12 protein-coding genes are annotated in these 18457 nt (G+C 34.5%); 8 read left to right on the top strand and 4 right to left on the bottom strand.

Features of this window, described 5'->3' with window-relative positions; genetic code table 11:
• Positions 1–13: 13 nt before the first annotated feature.
• Both serS and IPJ23_11815 read right to left on the bottom strand, forming a co-directional pair.
• Complete coding sequence (serS, locus tag IPJ23_11820) at positions 14–1291, bottom strand: serine--tRNA ligase (GenBank protein ID MBK7631366.1); 1278 nt, start codon at positions 1289–1291, stop codon at positions 14–16.
• 12 nt (positions 1292–1303) lie between these two features.
• Positions 1304–3853 carry a leucine--tRNA ligase gene (locus IPJ23_11815; GenBank protein ID MBK7631365.1) on the bottom strand — a complete coding sequence of 850 codons (2550 nt, stop codon included), beginning with the start codon at positions 3851–3853 and terminating at the stop codon, positions 1304–1306.
• 178 nt (positions 3854–4031) lie between these two features.
• On the opposite strand from IPJ23_11815, the gene aspA reads away from it, so the two are divergent.
• Positions 4032–5891, top strand: a complete 1860-nt coding sequence (gene aspA, locus IPJ23_11810; protein ID MBK7631364.1) for an aspartate ammonia-lyase — start codon at positions 4032–4034, stop codon at positions 5889–5891.
• Between the two features lie 136 nt (positions 5892–6027).
• Here the strand turns inward: aspA and miaA are convergent, their stop codons facing one another.
• Positions 6028–6927, bottom strand: coding sequence for a tRNA (adenosine(37)-N6)-dimethylallyltransferase MiaA (miaA, locus tag IPJ23_11805; GenBank protein ID MBK7631363.1), 900 nt, complete (start codon positions 6925–6927; stop codon positions 6028–6030).
• An 8-nt stretch (positions 6928–6935) separates the two neighbouring features.
• A complete protein-coding gene (locus IPJ23_11800) occupies positions 6936–8894 on the bottom strand; it encodes a cyclic nucleotide-binding domain-containing protein (GenBank protein MBK7631362.1) in 1959 nt (652 codons plus the stop codon).
• A 164-nt stretch (positions 8895–9058) separates the two neighbouring features.
• Between IPJ23_11800 and IPJ23_11795 the strand changes: the two genes are divergently transcribed.
• From IPJ23_11795 to IPJ23_11765, 7 genes are all read left to right on the top strand, one after another.
• Positions 9059–9619 carry a sigma-70 family RNA polymerase sigma factor gene (locus IPJ23_11795; protein ID MBK7631361.1) on the top strand — a complete coding sequence of 187 codons (561 nt, stop codon included), beginning with the start codon at positions 9059–9061 and terminating at the stop codon, positions 9617–9619.
• Positions 9616–9858, top strand: a complete 243-nt coding sequence (locus tag IPJ23_11790; protein ID MBK7631360.1) for a hypothetical protein — start codon at positions 9616–9618, stop codon at positions 9856–9858. Before IPJ23_11795 ends, IPJ23_11790 begins: the two co-directional genes overlap by 4 nt.
• A gap of 54 nt (positions 9859–9912) precedes the next feature.
• Positions 9913–10155 (top strand): zinc ribbon domain-containing protein, encoded by a 243-nt coding sequence (locus tag IPJ23_11785; GenBank protein ID MBK7631359.1) that lies wholly within the window; start codon positions 9913–9915, stop codon positions 10153–10155.
• A gap of 10 nt (positions 10156–10165) precedes the next feature.
• Positions 10166–10543 (top strand): rhodanese-like domain-containing protein, encoded by a 378-nt coding sequence (locus IPJ23_11780; GenBank protein ID MBK7631358.1) that lies wholly within the window; start codon positions 10166–10168, stop codon positions 10541–10543.
• A gap of 424 nt (positions 10544–10967) precedes the next feature.
• Positions 10968–13751 (top strand): TonB-dependent receptor, encoded by a 2784-nt coding sequence (locus IPJ23_11775; GenBank protein MBK7631357.1) that lies wholly within the window; start codon positions 10968–10970, stop codon positions 13749–13751.
• A 31-nt stretch (positions 13752–13782) separates the two neighbouring features.
• Positions 13783–17406 (top strand): hypothetical protein, encoded by a 3624-nt coding sequence (locus tag IPJ23_11770; protein MBK7631356.1) that lies wholly within the window; start codon positions 13783–13785, stop codon positions 17404–17406.
• 31 nt (positions 17407–17437) lie between these two features.
• Positions 17438–18439, top strand: a complete 1002-nt coding sequence (locus IPJ23_11765; GenBank protein MBK7631355.1) for a PorV/PorQ family protein — start codon at positions 17438–17440, stop codon at positions 18437–18439.
• Positions 18440–18457: the final 18 nt, after the last annotated feature.

Below are 18457 nucleotides of genomic sequence, written 5' to 3'. Positions count from 1 at the left end.
ATGACCACATAACTTAATCAATAATGTTAAATCCCGTGTATTTATGCAGAGCTTTTGGAACAACAATTTTTCCTTCAGGAGTTTGATAAGTTTCTAGCAAAGAAACCATCAATCTGCTTGTTGCTAAGCCGCTGCCATTTAGTGTATGAATGAATTCCGGTTTTTTAGTTTGCTCATTTCTAAAACGAATATTTGCTCTGCGACCCTGGAAATCTTCAAAATTACTACAGGATGAGGCTTCCAGCCATTTATTTTCTGCTGGTGACCATGTTTCAATATCATAACACTTTGCTGCAGAAAAACTTAAATCACCGGAACATAACATTAAAATTCTGTATGGAATATTTAATGCCTGTAAAATATCTTCAGCATCTTTAACAAGTAATTCAAGTTCATCGTAAGACGTTTCAGGTTTTACAAACTTTACCATCTCAACTTTATTGAACTGATGAACTCGTAAAAATCCTTTTGAGTCTTTTCCATATGATCCGGCTTCTCTTCTAAAACAAGCCGAATAACCAACATATTTTATAGGTAATTCTTTTTCATTAAGAATTTCATCACGATGGATATTTGTAATAGGTACTTCTGCTGTGGGAATCGCATACAAACCATCTTTTTCTATTGTGTACATATCTTCTTCCATCTTAGGAAGCTGGCCTGTACCGCGTAACGATTCTTTATTTACAAGAAATGGTGGGAAAATTTCTGAGTAGTTATGATTCTGTAAATGATAATCTAGCATAAAGTTGATAAGTGAACGTTCTAGTGTTGCGCCTTTACCTTTGTATAAAGGAAAACCTGAGCCGCTGATTTTTGCACCACGTTCAAAATCAAGTATGTTAAGTTTTTTACCAAGTTCAACGTGATCCATTGGTTTAAATTCATTTTCAAATTTAAATCCGTCTGGCAACCATCGTCTAACTTCAACATTTTCTTCAGCAGATTTTCCAACCGGAACTGATGAATGCGGAAGATTTGGAATTAATCTTAATATTATATCCATTTCATCTTCAATAGTTCTAAGTTTCGTATCGTATTCAGTAATTTCATCACCAACGCGTTTCATCTCTGCAATAATTTCGGTTGCATCCTGTCTGGATTTTTTCATTTGTCCCACTTGCTGTGAAACAGAATTTCGTTTTGCTTTTAATTCATCAGCATGCGCTATAATATCTCTACGTTGTTTGTCAAGTTCAAGAAGCTCATCAATCCTGTTCTTCTCATTCTTGTTTGCGATCCCTTGTTTTACTTTTTCAGGATTTTCACGAATAAGTTTTATATCTAACATTTAAGTCCCTAATTACTTTACTACTATGTTATAAATTTTATTTTTTACAAATATTTCTTTAACGATTGTTTTGCCCTCAGTAAACTTATTTACTTTTTCATCAGCAAAAACAAACCGCTTTACTGTATCCTGTTCACTGTTCATAGGAACTGGAATAGTTGCGCGTAATTTCCCATTAACCTGAACAGCAATATTTACAGTATCTTCAATCAAAGCTTCATTGTCAATCTCAAACACAACAGGATTCTGGAAGATTGATTTTTCATTACCAATTATCTGCCAGCATTCCTCACCAAGATGCGGTGCAACTGGAGCCAACATCGAAGCAAATCTTTGCAAAACATAACTCTGAATTTCTTTACTGCAACTTTCTAAAACTTTAAGCTCGTTTATCAACTCCATTAGTGAAGCGATCGCAGTATTAAATCTGAAATGCTCAATTTCTTCACTAAACTTTTTTAAAGTCTGATTTAATTTGCGGTAAACTTTTTTCTCATCATCAGATAAAGAAGTAATATCATACTTGTCTTTTGCAGAGGCATGTTTGATAATATCATTATACTGATTAAATAATTCATAACTACGGATCACAAAACGCTCCACGCCGGAAATTCCCTTATCACTCCAATCACCGCCTTGATCGTAAGGACCCATAAACATAAGATACATTCTCAGAACATCAGTTCCATATTTGGAAGTAAACTCATTGGGATTAACGACATTACCGAGATTCTTAGACATCTTCTTGCCGTCTTTTGTTATAACACCTTGATGTACAAGTTTTGAAAATGGTTCATCGCTGCTAACTAAACCAATATCCCGTAAAAACTTGTGAAAGAATCTTGCATAAATCAAATGACCTCTTAAATGTTCTTTTCCCCCAACATACATATCAACTGGAGTCCAATTTTTTGCTAGTTCTATATTAAACGCAGATGAAGAAATTTTGGGATCCAGATAACGAAGATAATACCATGAAGAATCTACAAATGTATCCATTGTATCGGCGTCGCGTTTTGCATCAGATCCGCACTTTGGACATTTTACATTTATAAACTCTGCATTCCTAGAAAGAGGAGATCCACTGCCAAGTGTAAAATCAACATTATAAGGAAGAATAACCGGTAATTCATTAATATCAACAGGAACTTCGCCGCAATCTGGACAATGAATAATCGGAATCGGGGTTCCCCAATACCGTTGACGGGAAATAGACCAATCTCGTATACGATAATTGATTTTTCCCTTACCAAAATTATTTTCTTCAAGATGCTTGATAACTTTTGTTATTCCTTCATCAGAACGAATACCATTAAATTGTGCGGAATTTACCATCGTGCCAACTTCAGTAAAAGCAGATTTTACTTCATCGTTTTCATTTGTTCCATCTTGCAAAATTACTTTTCGGATTGGAAGACTAAATTTAGTGGCAAATTCAAAATCTCTTTCATCGTGTGCAGGAACAGCCATAACACAGCCGGTCCCATAAGTGATAAGAGCATAATCAGCAATCCAGACAGGAATTTTTTCACCATTAACAGGATTTATTGCATAAGCTCCTGTCGGAACTCCGGTTTTTTCCTTTACAGTTGATGTTCGTTCAATCTCGGTTAGTTTTTTTGTCGATTCACGGTAATCATCAACACCAGCTTTAAATTCTGGTTTGGTTATTTTATCAACAAGAGGATGTTCCGGTGCAAGTACAACATAAGTAACTCCGAATAAGGTATCAGGACGCGTTGTGAAAACTTTTATTTCCAATTCTTCAGTGTTTTCATTTCGACCGGAGGGAGAAATCTGATTACTAATATTAGTAGAAGATTTCTCAGTCGAAGACTCCTTCGAAATGACTTCAGAAACTACTTTAAATGTAACTTCTGCACCTTCACTTCTACCAATCCAGTTTTTCTGAACTAAAATAGATTCATCCAGCCAATCTAATTTGTTGAGCCCATCAAGAAGTTCTTCAGCATAATCAGTAACCTTTAAAAACCATTGCAAAAGATTTTTCTGAACGACTTGTGTACCGCATCTATCACATTTACCATCAACAACATATTCATTAGCAAGAACCGTCTGGTCTTTAGGGCACCAGTTTACAGGGGCAAATTTTCTATACGCTATTCCCCGCTTATACATTTCAAGAAATATCCATTGATTCCATTTGTAATACTCAGGCGCACATGTCATCAATTCCGCATCCCAATCATACATACAACCCATACTCTTAAGCTGTACACGGATGTCCTCAATATTTTTAAGAGTACTATCCAGCGGATGAATTCCGGTTTTAATAGCATAATTTTCGGCAGGTAAACCAAAAGCGTCATAGCCGATTGGTTCAAAGACACTGTAGCCCTGGAGTTTTTTAAAACGTGCCCAGCTATCAGTCGGTCCGTAGTTAAACCAATGACCGATATGAAGCTTTGCACCTGAAGGATAAATAAACATTACAAGCGTGTAAAGTTTCTTGTCCGTTTTTGATAAATCAGTTTTGTAAGTTTTATTATCTTCCCAAAACTTTTGCCACTTGGATTCTATTTCCGTAAAAGGATAACGCATTTTTTATATTATAATTGTTGAAAATTGAAGCCAAATTTAGACAATTGATAAGGGATTTCAAATTGAGTTAAATGGAGATAATTCAAGAATTAAATGTCAGATTCGCAATGTAATTTTCTTCGCTGATAAAAATAGAAGTAAATTTGAAAAGTAAATTTTTATCAAATAAGGTATGTAAATGCAAAAACCAGAAATAAAAGAATTCTTAAAACACATTCAGTTATTCAAAGAATTAAATGATTCGCAACTTGATGCTGTGTGTAACAAAGTAATAATTGAAAATTATTCAGCAAACAGTTTCCTCTTCAGTGAAAATAATATCCGAAAAAATCTTTTTTTGATTTATGATGGTAAAGTGGAATTATTCAAGCGAACTCCATATGGCGGAGAACAGAGATTATCAGTCTTTAGCAAATACGATTTTCTTGGTGAAGGCGCAATAATGGATGATTCGCCGCACTCAACATCTGCACGAGCAAAGATTGATTCAAGAGTTTTAATACTTACCCGCGATAGTTTTAAAGAACTAATGAAAGAGCAAAATGAAACGGCTCTTGCAATTCTTTCAAGTATTGGAAGAGTTATTTCACGAAGAATGAGTGCTGCAAATACTCGTGTTATAAATGTTGCTGCGCAATATCAGTCTGGCAGAACCAGAAGCGAACACGATTTACTTGGTGATAGAGAAGTGCCTCACGAATATTATTACGGTGTACAAACTTTGCGCGCATTAGAAAATTTTAACATAAGCGGAGTTACACTAAATTTTTATCCGGTTTTGATTGAAGCTCTTGCAATGGTTAAAAAAGCTGCTGCTTTGGCTAATAATGAACTTGGACTTTTATCAAAACCAATTACCGGTGCAATTGTGGAAGCTTGCGATGAAATAATTAATGGAAAACTACATTCACATTTTGTTGTAGATATGATTCAGGGCGGCGCGGGAACATCCACAAATATGAACGCTAATGAAGTGATTGCGAATCGTGCTCTTGAAATTTTAGGATTAGAAAAAGGTGATTATCAATATTGTCATCCAAATAATCATGTAAATTTATCTCAATCCACTAACGATGCTTATCCAACTTCTGTTAAAATTGCACTTATCAATTCAAATAAAAAATTAACAGAAGTACTTCAGGAATTAGTTCAGTCATTTAGAAACAAAGCAAAAGAATTTTCTCATATAATTAAGATGGGAAGGACACAGTTGCAGGATGCAGTTCCTATGACACTTGGACAGGAGTTTGAAGCTTATGCTGTAATGTTGAATGAAGAAGTTCAGCGGCTTGAGCAAAATGTAAAATTATTTTTAGAAGTAAACATGGGTGCAACTGCAATTGGTACTGGAATTAATTCACATCCTGATTATTCTGAAACAGTTATAAATCATTTAGGCGATGTTACGGGCTTAAGTATTATGCTGGCAGGTAATCTTGTTGAAGCCACACAAGACACGGGCGCATTTATAATGTACTCATCTGCGGTTAAAAGATTAGCGGTTAAACTCTCAAAAATATGTAATGATTTGCGATTGCTTTCCTCGGGACCTCGAACCGGTATAAATGAAATTAATCTTCCTCCAATGCAGCCTGGTTCATCTATAATGCCAGGAAAAGTAAATCCTGTTATTCCCGAAGTTGTAAATCAAATTGCTTTTAAGGTTATTGGGAATGATCTAGTAGTAACAATGGCGGCTGAAGGTGGTCAGCTTGAACTAAATGTTTTTGAACCAGTAATTGTACAAAGTTTGTTTGAATCGATTGAAATGTTAAAAAATGGAATGATGACTTTAAAAGAAAAATGTATTGATGGAATAACAGCCAATGAAGATCGTTGCAGAGTACTTGTTGAGAAAAGTATTGGAATTGTTACCGCGTTAAATCCTGCATTAGGATATGAAACCTGCACAAAACTAGCTAAAGAAGCACTTGATACTAATCGAGGAGTTTATGAGTTAGTACTTGAGAAAAAACTTCTATCCAAAACTGAGTTGGATGATTTATTGAAACCCGAGAATATGATTAAACCGAGATAGATTCTGTGGGAGTCATTGCGAGTCCCGAAGGGATGAAACAATCTGATATGTTTGGAGGATTGCTTTCTCGAAGACTCCTCGCAATGACAATTCTTGAGAATACTCTATATGAACTTAAGTTCTGGTAAATTAAAAATTATGAAAACTCCATTTCAATCAATTCTTTTGCTTTGTTAAAATCAGGGCCATCAATCCAATTAATTGCCACTCCCTCTTTTTCCATTTTTCTAAACCAGGTCAGTTGTCTTTTTGCAAAGGCGTGTATTGCGGAATTTAATTTTTGGAACATATCATTTTTATTTAACTCGCCTTTAAGATATTGTGCAATAAACTTGTACTCTAATCCTAAGAAAATCATCTTATCATAACTTACACCGGAATCCATTAATAATTTTACTTCATCAATCATTCCTTCTTCATCAAGTCGCCTTTTAAGTCTTGCGGTAATTCTCTTTTTAATTTCATCACGGGGAAGATTTACACCGATTGTTAATGAATTTATTTTTAGCTGTTCAATTTTATTCTGGTGCGATTTACTAACTGCAATTGCCTTTATGATTCGATCTCTATCAGTTAAATCGGTTGTGTTGTGCATCTCAAGATTTAATTTAAGAAGTAATTCTCTAAGCTCATCATCAGAAAATGATGAAAACTTATTAAACTCATTTTCAAAATCTGCTTTATTGAGATTATAATTTTGCAGCACTGAACTTAAATACAGGCCCGTACCGCCAACAAGAAAGGGAAGGTGATGATTATTTTTAATTGCGTGAAATGATTTATAAAAAAGTTGTTGAAATGTATACAGATTAAATTCATTCTCTGGATCGATAACATCAATCAAATGGTGGGGGATTGTTTTGTCATTAATATTGTATTCAGTTAAATCTTTCCCTGTTCCAATGTTCATTCCTCGATAAACTTGACGTGAATCTGCAGAAATTATTTCCCCATTAAAATTTGTAGCAAGTTCAACAGCAAGTTTTGTTTTACCGGTTGCCGTGCATCCTAGAATGGTAATTAAATCATATTTCATTCTTAAGTTTAAAACAAAATTGGAATAGAAACCAAATAAGTTGTACCTGTATCTGAAGACTCTAATTTTATAGACCCATTCATAGACTCAATTATAAATTTTGATATTGCCAGACTTAATCCAAGATTTTCATTTGTACTGCCCGTAAATCCTGGATCAAAAACTTTTTCTAAATCATTAGGCGCTATTTTATTTCCATCTTTAATACTTAAAACAATGTTGGAATTTTCAATTTGGCTGCTAAAGTACAAATTGCCTCCACTTTTCATCATATCACATGCAAATCTTGAAACATAATAACACGCCACATAAAATTTTCTTTTATCAATTTTTACCCTCACATCTTCCGCAAGTTTTTTAAACAACTTTACATTTCTCGATTCAACATAATCAGAAAGTAAAGTTAAATTATGATCCATTACTTCGTTAAAATTTACTACCTCTAATTTTATCTTTTTGTTTTTTTCAGTAAAATCGATTGACGATTGTACCAAATCAATTACAGAATTAGCTTGGGCTGAAAGTAATCCAATTACTTTTTTAACTTCTTCTGGTAAATCAAATCTTGAAAGAAGAGATGAATAGTGTTTTATAGTTAGCAGTGGAGCTTTTACATCCTGCATTATAAAATTTGCACTTTGACCAAGTTCCGATTTACTGCCCACATTACTTTGCGAACCTAAATATAAACTCTGCTGCAAAACCTTTGAAGTAAGAACAGCGTACTCTTTAATTTTTCTTTCCTCCTCTTTAGTAAACATAGTTTCGTTTGATCCTATTTGCGCAATGCCGAGTATATTTTTTTTATCATCAACAAAGGGAATAACAATCAAAGATTCGCCTGTAAAATCATTTGGGCGATCAACATCCTGATTGTAATTTATATCATTCAGAAACGAAACTGCGAATCTTACTTCTTTTTCTTTTGCTGCTAAACCTGTTATGCCATCCTTAATTGATCTCTTTACTTTGTAAATTGATTCATTAGTTTGATAAATTTCCTCGAGCATTTGTGAATCCTGTGAGAAAAGATAGATGGCGCCAATATGCGAATCTGTTTTTAATAAAAGATAATCTAAAATTTCCTTACAAATTTTATTAATATCAGCAGATGGTTGTGGTGGAGATGGAGATTTATAACCATCAGACTCCAGCCCGAATTGATTTTCAAAATTTTGAGTGGGATTAGAAAATGACAACCCTTTTTCATTTGTTTTTGATTTAGAGGTAACCGAGGATTGTGATTTATTAACACCAACCTCTTCCAAAGTTCCCTCTGTAATTATCCAGTTTGTCAGATCATCTGGATCACCAATCAAATTTTTCTTTAAAGATTTATTATCACTCTCTAAATATTTTTTCTGGATAAATGCATCAAGATCAGGTTCCTGTTCATAATGTTTAATTTTAATTTTATCAAGATCAATTGATGTTTGATATTTGGGTTTTACATCGACAAGATTATTAATCTCAACTTGTACGGGTTCCGATTTTAATTCAGGTTCAATTTTTGGGATGATTGGTTCAGAAGGGATCGGCTCCGGAGTTGTTTTTAAAACTGGAGTGTTAATTACTTCATTCTTTTTATCACTTAATAAATTTCCATTAAATGATGCAGACTCTGTTTGAAGTTTGCTAAATAAGTTTGCATCAATTTTATAAATCAAACAATCACTGTTGGCTAAAGCAGATGAACTTCTTTGCTCATTTTGCAGCACTTCGGTTTCACCAAAAAATTCATTTGGTGATTTGAAGAAAAGACGCTTTAAGGAATTTAATTTTATTTTTATTTCACCATTAATTATCAGGTAAACAAAATCAGAAGGCTGGCCTGATGAATAAATTATGTCGCCTTCTTTAAATTCTAAAAAGTTTTTAGCATCAAATGGAATATTTAAGGTTGTAAAATCTAATCCTTTGAACAGATCATTTGATTTGATTAGCTCAATTGTTTTATTAGAACTCATTTTTAAAATCCAAAATAATTGATAAATGAATGAATTTCATCAAATATTGTGCAACAAATAAACCTTAAAAAACAGTCATTTTTTTAAATATTTACCTATCTAAAATATATTTGGTATTTTTGTCCACTTAAAGAATCCACATTTTACATAGAGCATCTTACAGAATGGAAGAATCAAATTTAGTAGAACTTGCAAAATCGGGAGATAGACAGGCCCTTGCCCAGTTAGTTAAAAATAACGAGCAAACTGTTTATAATTTTTCATATAAAATTTGCAGGGATAGAGACAAAGCTGAACATATAATGCAGGAGACTTTTTTTAGCATGATAAAAAGCCTGCATCAATTTGATGGAAACTCCAAAATATCTACCTGGTTATACAGGATAGTTTCTAATCATTGTTTAATGCTTGCTAGAAAAGATAAATCAAGAACTTTTGTTTCGATTGATAATGATGATGATTTGTATGAAGACAAGTACACTGCAGATTGGTCTAATATTCCAAATCAGGATATTGAAAACACAGAGTTGAAAAAAATATTGGATGATTCAATTGATAAACTAAGTCCGGAGTACAGAATTGTTTTTTTACTTCGTGATGTTGAAGGATTATCTACAGAAGAAACTGCTGAGATGACTGAATTATCAGTGCCTGCAGTAAAATCAAGATTACACAGAGCAAGAGCATTTTTAAGAAAAGAATTAAACGAGGCATTTAGCCGATGAGTGAACAAAAACCAAAATGCAAAGATGTTATGCAACACATCTGTGAAAGTTTAGGTGAAGAGCTTAACTCTGACAAATGCGTTGCGATCAAAAATCATCTGGATAATTGCACCGACTGCAAAAGTTACTTTAAAACTGTAGAGCTTACTATTGATTATTATAAAAAATATAATGAAGAAATTCCAAAAGAAGCACACTCACGTTTGATGAATTTTTTAGACCTAAGTGATTGCGATTAATTTTTAGAAATCAATAGACGAAAAACAAAAAAATAAAATTAGAAGGAAAACACAATGCCGATATTTGAATATAAATGTAAACAATGCAACTCAAAATTTGAAGTATTACATAAATCATCATTGAATCAAGAAGAAGTTAGCTGCCCAAGCTGTAATTCAAAAGAAAATCAAAAATTATTATCTACTTTTAGCGCATCAGGATTTTCAACAAATAGTTCAAGTTGTGAATCCGGTAGTTGTGGAACTCAACCATCCTACAGCGGCGGATGTGCTTCGGGAATGTGTGGATTAAATTAAAGGAAAGTAAATGAATCGATTAAAATATTTTGTAATTCTCACGGTTGTTTTTATGTCTGCATTAGGCTGCGCACAGCAAAATTCATCCAACTCTTATACAATGGAACAGTTTAAAGCTAAATTAAAAAATGATAAAGAATTAATTGTGCTGGATGTTAGAACTCCACAGGAATTAGCCGGTCTGTTGGGCAAAATAGAAAATGCAATTAATATTCCCGTTCAGGAATTAGAATCCAGAATTGCAGAACTTGAAAAATATAAGGACAAGGAAATTGCTGTAATCTGCAGGACACAGAATAGATCCTCTGTCGCGGCAACATTTCTTAGTAAAAACGGCTATAACGTAAAATATGTCCTTGGTGGTATGACTGCCTATAGTCAGAAATAAGCATCAGTGTAAAATCCAAATCCGAGTAATTTTAAGTAAAATAGTTTTTAGCAAAAACATTTTGTTCAATTTATCTTTGTGTAAGAATTAAACACCCATTTCACAAAAAAGCATAATGATAATATGTAAATTGGCTCATTTCTGTAAACACCCCTAGGCCTAATTTAATTAGGTCTTGACATCAATTCTCCTAAATCAATCAGAAATAAATACAACTCAATTTTTTGCAATTGAACATTTATGAAATACAACTTTATTACAGAAATTATAGTTTTGACATTACATCCAGTGAAACATATATTTGGCACAGAAGATTTTAATAAACTATTAATTAAAGTATAATTAGGACAAGGTATAGAATAATTTTTACTCTATTCTTATACAATTCAAACATGATCTACAATTTTACCTCCCGGAGGGATATATGAAGTTTCGAATACAGTATCTGTCTGTATTTCTTCTTTCACTTTTTCTTGCCACAACTACTTTTGGTCAAAGCGGCAAAATTGCAGGAAAAGTATTAGATGGAAATACGGGCGAAGCTCTTCCATTTGTTAATGTTTTGGTTGAAGGCACAACACTAGGTGCGGCCACTGATATAGATGGATATTATTCCATCATCGGATTGAGACCGGGCAATTACAATATTAGGGCTTCTGCAATTGGTTATAATTCACAAACAGTTCAAGGCGCTCGCGTTTCCATAGATTTAACTACTGAAGTTAATTTTGAATTAATGGAAACTAGCATTGAATTAAAAGGGGAAGTAATTGTTATTGCAACAAGACCTTTGATAACAAAAGATCTTACCTCATCCACTTCCATAATCGGTGCCGATGATATTTCAGTTCTACCAGTAACTGAATTTCAGGAAGTTCTGCAGCTAAAAGCAGGAATTGTTGGAGGCAATGTTAGAGGCGGCAGAAGTGGTGAAGTTGTATACGCAATTGATGGCGTGCCCGTAACGGACGTTTACGATGGTTCAACTGTTGTCGATGTTTCTACAAGTTCAATTCAAGAATTGCAATTTGTTAGTGGTGCTTTTAATGCAGAATATGGCAAAGCACTTTCAGGATATGTAAACATTGCAACTAAAGATGGTGATAATAAATTTCAAGGATCATTTACAAGCTATATTGGTGATTATGTAAGCAACAGAACGAATATTTTTAGAGATATTGATAACGTTAATCCTTTTTCAATTAGAAACTTTGAAGGTAATATCAGCGGTCCAATTATTCCAAACTCGATGTTCTTTTATGCAAATGTAAGATATATTTATTTTGGTGGATGGATAAACGGACAGAGAAATTATAATCCATGGAATATTACTATTAACCAAGGTGCTACTGAACCAATAGAATCAAGATACATTTTAAATGCAAACCCTGCTGGCAAGGGTGATGGCGAAATTGTTCCTATGAATTGGAACGAAAAAGTTTACGGACAGGGAAAATTAACATACAGACCATTTTCCGGTGTAAAAGTAAATTATAACTTTCTTTATGATAATGTTGAATACAGAGATTTTGATCAGTCATTCTCATTCAATCCTGATGGCGATTTTAAAAGATTTAGAGTAGGACAAACAAACATTTTAGGTCTAACTCATACTCTTTCACCCTCAACATTTTATCAAGCAAACTTTTCTTACTTCTTTAAACAGTACAAGCAATATGTTTATGAAAATCCGAATGATACTCTTTGGACACACGATAGATTGCTCGGACAACAACCGACTGAGGTTCCAAGTTTTAAAACCGGTGGAACCCAAAATCAACAATTTAAAAGGATTACAAATTCCTACGGATTTAAGTTAGATTTTACTTCGCAGGTTGATAAAATTAACATGGTTAAGTTTGGTATTGAAGTCAATCAACATCATTTGGGATTTGATAATATTTACCTGCAGCAGCCATTATCTGTCGAAGATCCTTCATTTACAGGAAATCCTTTTGTAACTCGCTTTGTTCCAGACCCTCTCGATCCAAATGAAAATTTAGCCATCGATATTTATGAAAGAAAACCTTTCGAGTTTTCAGCATATCTGCAAGATAAACTTGAGTTAAATGAGATGATTATTAACATTGGCGTTAGAATGGACTATTTCGATTCTGATGGGCTGGTTTTGAATGATCCTACTGACCCTGATATTTATAGACCGAGAAAAGAAGTTAATATTCAAAAATCTTTAGCAGAAAGAAAAAATTCAAATGCCAATGGTGAGACATGGTATAAAGATGCTGAAAATGAAATTAAGATTTCACCAAGATTAGGAATAGCTTTTCCTATTACCGATAGAGGAGTTATCCATTTTTCTTACGGGCATTTTTTCCAGATACCAAACTTTGATCTGTTATACACAAATCCTGAGTTTAAATTCGGTGCTGGTACAGGAAATCTTGGAATTGCAGGTAATTCAAATTTGAAAGCACAACAAACTATTAGCGGTGAAGTTGGCGTACAGCAGGCATTTACGGATGACATTTCAATCGATCTAACTGCTTACTTTAGAGATATTAGAAATCTTGCAGGAACCAGAGCTGACGAAATTAGACTGCCAGGTGGTTCATCTAGTTACAGCCAATATGTAAACAGTGATTTTGGTTTTGTACAGGGAGTTGTTTTAACAGTTACAAAAAGGCTTTCGAGTAACTGGTCTGCAACTGTTGATTATACATTCCAATCTGCAAAAGGAAATGCATCTGATCCTGCAGCAAACAGGCAGGCAATTATTGATGGTACGCAGCCGGAAATTAAACTAATTAAATTAAATTGGGATCAAACTCATACAGTTAACGCAACATTTTCTTATGCCTCAGACGATGATTGGGGCTTTAGTTTAATTGGGCAGTACGGAAGTGGATTTCCATATACTCCATCCTCATCACTTAATCTTTCTACATTGCTTACAAATAGTGAGTTAAAACCTAGCTCTGCAAATGTAGATATGCGATTGTATAAAGACATTGTTTTTGGTGATTTTAGACTAAGTCTATTTGCAAGAGTTTATAATTTATTTGATATAAGTAATGAAGTAAATGTATACAATGATAGTGGTACAGCGGAATTTACAATCAATGAATTTTTAAGAAGGAATGATGATAACCCGGATCAGCTAGTAAATACATTGGATGAGTATTATAGAAACCCTAGTTTTTACTCTGAGCCAAGAAGAGTAGAATTAGGCGCAACAATTTTCTTCTAGAATAAAGGTATTAATTATTGGAAAAAAAATTATGAAAATATCAATTAAACATTATTTATTACTTGCGTTTTTAGTTTTCCTATCTTCAGCAGATATTCTTGCTCAGGATAGAATTATTAATAGAGGAACATCAAACTTTAGAAAAGTTGGTGTGCATAGAGGAAACCAGGTAAGAACAGTTTTTTCAAACTATGGTGTAATTGCACAACCTGGTACTGAAGGTCCTAGGGGTGCATGGAAATTTGATGCAAATGGTTACGTTGGTGACGTTTCGCCCGTTGTGGGACTACGATTACCTATTCGCGACTATCGTCGTGGAACACTTCCGCAAGATGGTGTAAATGACACAATTTATTCTGTTGTTATCACACCTGTTGATAGACCTGGTGGTGGTGAAGGCGGTGGCGGTAAATCATATACATTTGAACCAATTCCCGGTTTTGCAGATCCTATTCTTGATGAGATTGGCAAAGGCGTTGCGATGAGTCATCAGACAGAAACATGGCCGCAGAATTGGCCTGACTATCCTAGTTGGACTTATTCCGGTGAACCTATAATTGTTGATGGAGTGGATAAAACTCCAAATGTTGATTGGAATGGTTTTTTTGGACGCGCGCAATTAAATGCAGACCAGGAAAGCTACTTCTGGATGGATGATAATAATGATGAAGAAAACTATTTGCAGAATGATTTTAGCCCGGATGCAAATGATGTACAAAGAAGAGGGCATGGGTTGCAAGTTTCTGTTCGTGGATTGCAGTGGTCAAACTTCTTAGCTCAAGATGTTGTATTCTGGTTATATAACATTAAGAATGATGGTACAGAAACATACGATCAAGCGGTGTTTGGAACCGTAGTTGGAACTTATGTTGGAGTTGAGGACCCTGAGTGGAATGATGATGCTTCTTTTTTTAATGTTCGTGAATCAATCACTTATACCTGGGATTTTGATCATTATATTAATCCCGCCGCAAATCCTAAGTGGCTGCCTGATCCAACACAGGTTGGATATATTGCGTACGCGTTTTTAGAATCACCGGGTAATAGTTTTGATGGTATTGATAATGACGGTGACAATGCAACCATAGGAACTGCAAATTATTTTGCTGCTGAAGATTTTCCAAACGTTTCAGAAGTACCAGCGATTGTTGCAGGAGATAAATTAATATTAATTGATAAAACTACCTATGAAAGAACCTCGTTTACCGTACCAAATGACACAGTAACTGTTGTTTCACTTGGCGTTCCGTTTTTTATTCAACCTGGTGTTACAAAATTAGTTGAAGGAAATATAAATCTTACCACAACTGAACCAATTGGCAAAACTGCAAGAGATGGAATTGATAATGATCTTGATGGATTGATAGATGAAAATTATCAGGTACATTATCGCCAATTTAAAAAATCTGCAGCTATACCACCGGCATTACCAATCGTATTAATTGATACATTGGCTCCTGTTCAATACAGAGATTATCTAGCTGGCGGTAATGGGAATCCTTTAATTGATGAATCCCGCGATGATGGAATTGATAATGATGGCGATTGGACTGCAGAATTTGATGACGTTGGTGCTGATGGAAAGGCAGGAACTTTTGATATTGGTGAAGGCGATGGAATTCCAACAGCAGGGGAACCAAATTTTGATGCGACAGATGTTGATGAATCTGACCAGATAGGTTTAACAAGTTTTCAATACTTTGTACCAGCCGGTGATATTGCAATGAGTGATGATGCTAATCTGTGGGGTAGAATGCTACCGGGATATTTTCAAGTTCCTTCTTCAATTGTAAATAACGTTGCGATAAGAGGTGAAGATGGAGACTTTTTATATGGTTCCGGTTATTTTCCATTATTAGCAGGAAAGACAGAAAGATTTTCTTTAGCACTTGCGTTTGGAAGTGATTTTAGCTCAGTTCTAAAAGCTAAGCAAATAGCACAAACTATTTATAATGCTAATTATAATTTTCCAAGACCACCGGATAAACCAACTTTAAATGCTGTTGCTGAAAATGGTAAAATAACTCTTTATTGGGATAGGGTTGCAGAAAATTCAGTTGACCCTACACTAAAAGTAAAAGATTTTGAAGGGTACAAAATTTACAAGGGTACTGATCCTGATCTTACAGATGCTTTATTAATAACTAATGCATCCGGCGATAAAGTATTTTACAAACCAGTAGCACAATTTGATTTGATTAATGGAATTAGTGGAATTTTTCCTTCATCGACCAATTTGATTACATTAACCGACGGTGCACCATTCAATCTCGGAACAGATAATGGAATACAAAACTATTATGTTGATAACAATGTAATAAATGGAAGAACTTATTACTATGCTCTTGTTGCTTATGATAGAGGTGATGCCAGCAAAGATATTTACCCATCTGAAAACACCAGATTTATTTCTAAAGACGCGCTGGGTAGAATCAGCACGGATATAAATACTGTTGCAGTTACTCCATCGGCACCTGTTGCTGGTTATGTACCGCCTCCTTCAGGAATAAATGCACAAAGAGTAAGCGGATTTTCAACACCCGTTCCGTTTTACGAAGTGGTTGATCCGATAAAAATGAATGAGGGAACATATACTATAACCTTTAATGATTCATTAAGAAAAACTCCGGATCCATTAAGTCAAGAAAAATCCTTCGTAAATATTTCATCAGGATATTCTGTTTCAGATCCTTTAGGAAATGTAGTTTTATCTGATAAGCCATTTACTCCTTCAAATGGAATTGTATTTGACGGAGTGAGATTATCACTCGATTCAAGTTTCCAAAGACTTGATAGTGTTAAATTAAAAACCCCAATTCCCGGTGCACCAGGTTCATTTTATAATGGACTAACAGGGTGGAATATTGAAAGACCTAAGAACTTAAAGTTTACAAATGATCAGGTTAAACTTACAACTATTTGGGGAACAAGGTTTCCGAGGGACTACATGTTAACATTCTCGGATACATATTCAGATAGCTCTAATAAACTAACAGAATTGTTGGGCAGTGGTGCGCCACCTGCTAAGCTAGTAAATTTTAAAGCTTTTGATATAACAGATAGAAATAATCCTAAGAGAGTACAATTTGTCTTTTTAGAAACCAAACCTTATCGGCGGGATACACTATCTTTTGGCGATAATGTTATCTTTTCTGATCCTACAGGAACTGAACTTTCCTGGAGGTTTACATTTACAGGCTCAGATAGTTCGGAAATTGTGCCAGCTGGCGGCGATACTTTATTTCTTCGTTATAACAAACCAATTTCCGGTAATGATAAATTTACATTTACAACCACCAAAGCATCTTATGATTTAAATTCTGCAAGGGAACAGTTAAATCTTGTTAAAGCGGTGCCAAACCCATACATAGTTGCAAACGTTTTTGAAGAACCTCTGCCGCCTACTGTAAGAGGACGTGGAGAGCGAGTTATTTATTTTATAAATCTACCGCCAAAATCCAAGGTACATATTTATACTTCTAGTGGTAACCATGTACGTAGCCTTGAGCATGATGGTAGCTTAAATGATGGCTCATTAGAATGGGATCTTAGAACCAAAGAAGGTTTGGATATTGCATTCGGTGTTTATTTCTATGTTGTAGAAGTAGAGGGTATCAGCGATAAAAAAACCGGCAAACTGGCAATAATTAAGTAACCGATTACCAGTGAATATAATGGAGATTAAAATGAAAAAAATATTATTATTAATTGTTTTTGGTTTATCGGTAAACTTTTTTCCGCAAACCAAAGTTGGTACAACCGTTGGAAATTTTCTAACAATTCCGGTCGGACCCCGTGCAACCGGAATGGGTGGTGCTTTTACCGCTGTTGCTAATGATGCAACAACTGCCTTCTGGAATGCCGCAGGTTTATCACGACTTTCCAGAAACGAGTTTAGCGCATCAACTGCAGAATGGCTTGTTGGCTCAAGACTTAACTGGGTTGGTATTGGATTTAAATTTGATGATGACAATGCAATTGGTATAAGCATAAATCAGTTAGATTACGGCGAAGAAGAAATTACAACACCCCAACAGCAAAACGGTACAGGACAGTATTGGTCTGCATCTGATATTGCAATTGGACTTTCTTATTCAAGAAATCTTACTGATAGATTTTCTATCGGTGGAACAGTAAAGTATATTTCTCAAAAAATATATGATGTTTCTGCAACAGGTTTTGGAGTTGATGTTGGACTTTTGTTTTATACCCAGCTTGAAGGGTTACGATTGGGTATGAATATCACCAACTTTGGAACTGAAATGCAGCTTGATGGAAAATCATTGTTGCAACCGATTGATATTGATCCTGCTAACACTGGCAACAACTCAAATATATCCGGACAGTTGTTAACAGAATCATGGTCTTTGCCGCTTACATTTACAGTTGGTTTAGCTTATGATGCTTATCAGGATGAAGACTGGCTTTTAACTTTAGCCGGTGATGCACTTATCCCGAATAATCAATCCACTTATGGTAATGTTGGATTAGAACTTACATGGGGAAATTTAATATCCGTACGAGGCGGTTATAACTCATTATTTAAAGAAGCAGCAGAAGAAGGTTTAACAGCCGGTGTTGGTTTACAATATGATTTTGGCGGATTTTTTGCAAAGTTTGATTATAGTTATGCTGATTTTGGAATCTTTGATCCGATATCAAGATTTTCTTTATCCGTAGGTCTTTAATTAACATTATGTAACAGT

Source organism: Ignavibacteriales bacterium (assembly GCA_016709765.1).
Lineage (GTDB): Bacteria > Bacteroidota > Ignavibacteria > Ignavibacteriales > Ignavibacteriaceae > IGN3.
The sequence above is the reverse complement of the archived record's forward strand: the minus strand, read 5'-3'. Positions and strand labels throughout refer to the sequence as shown.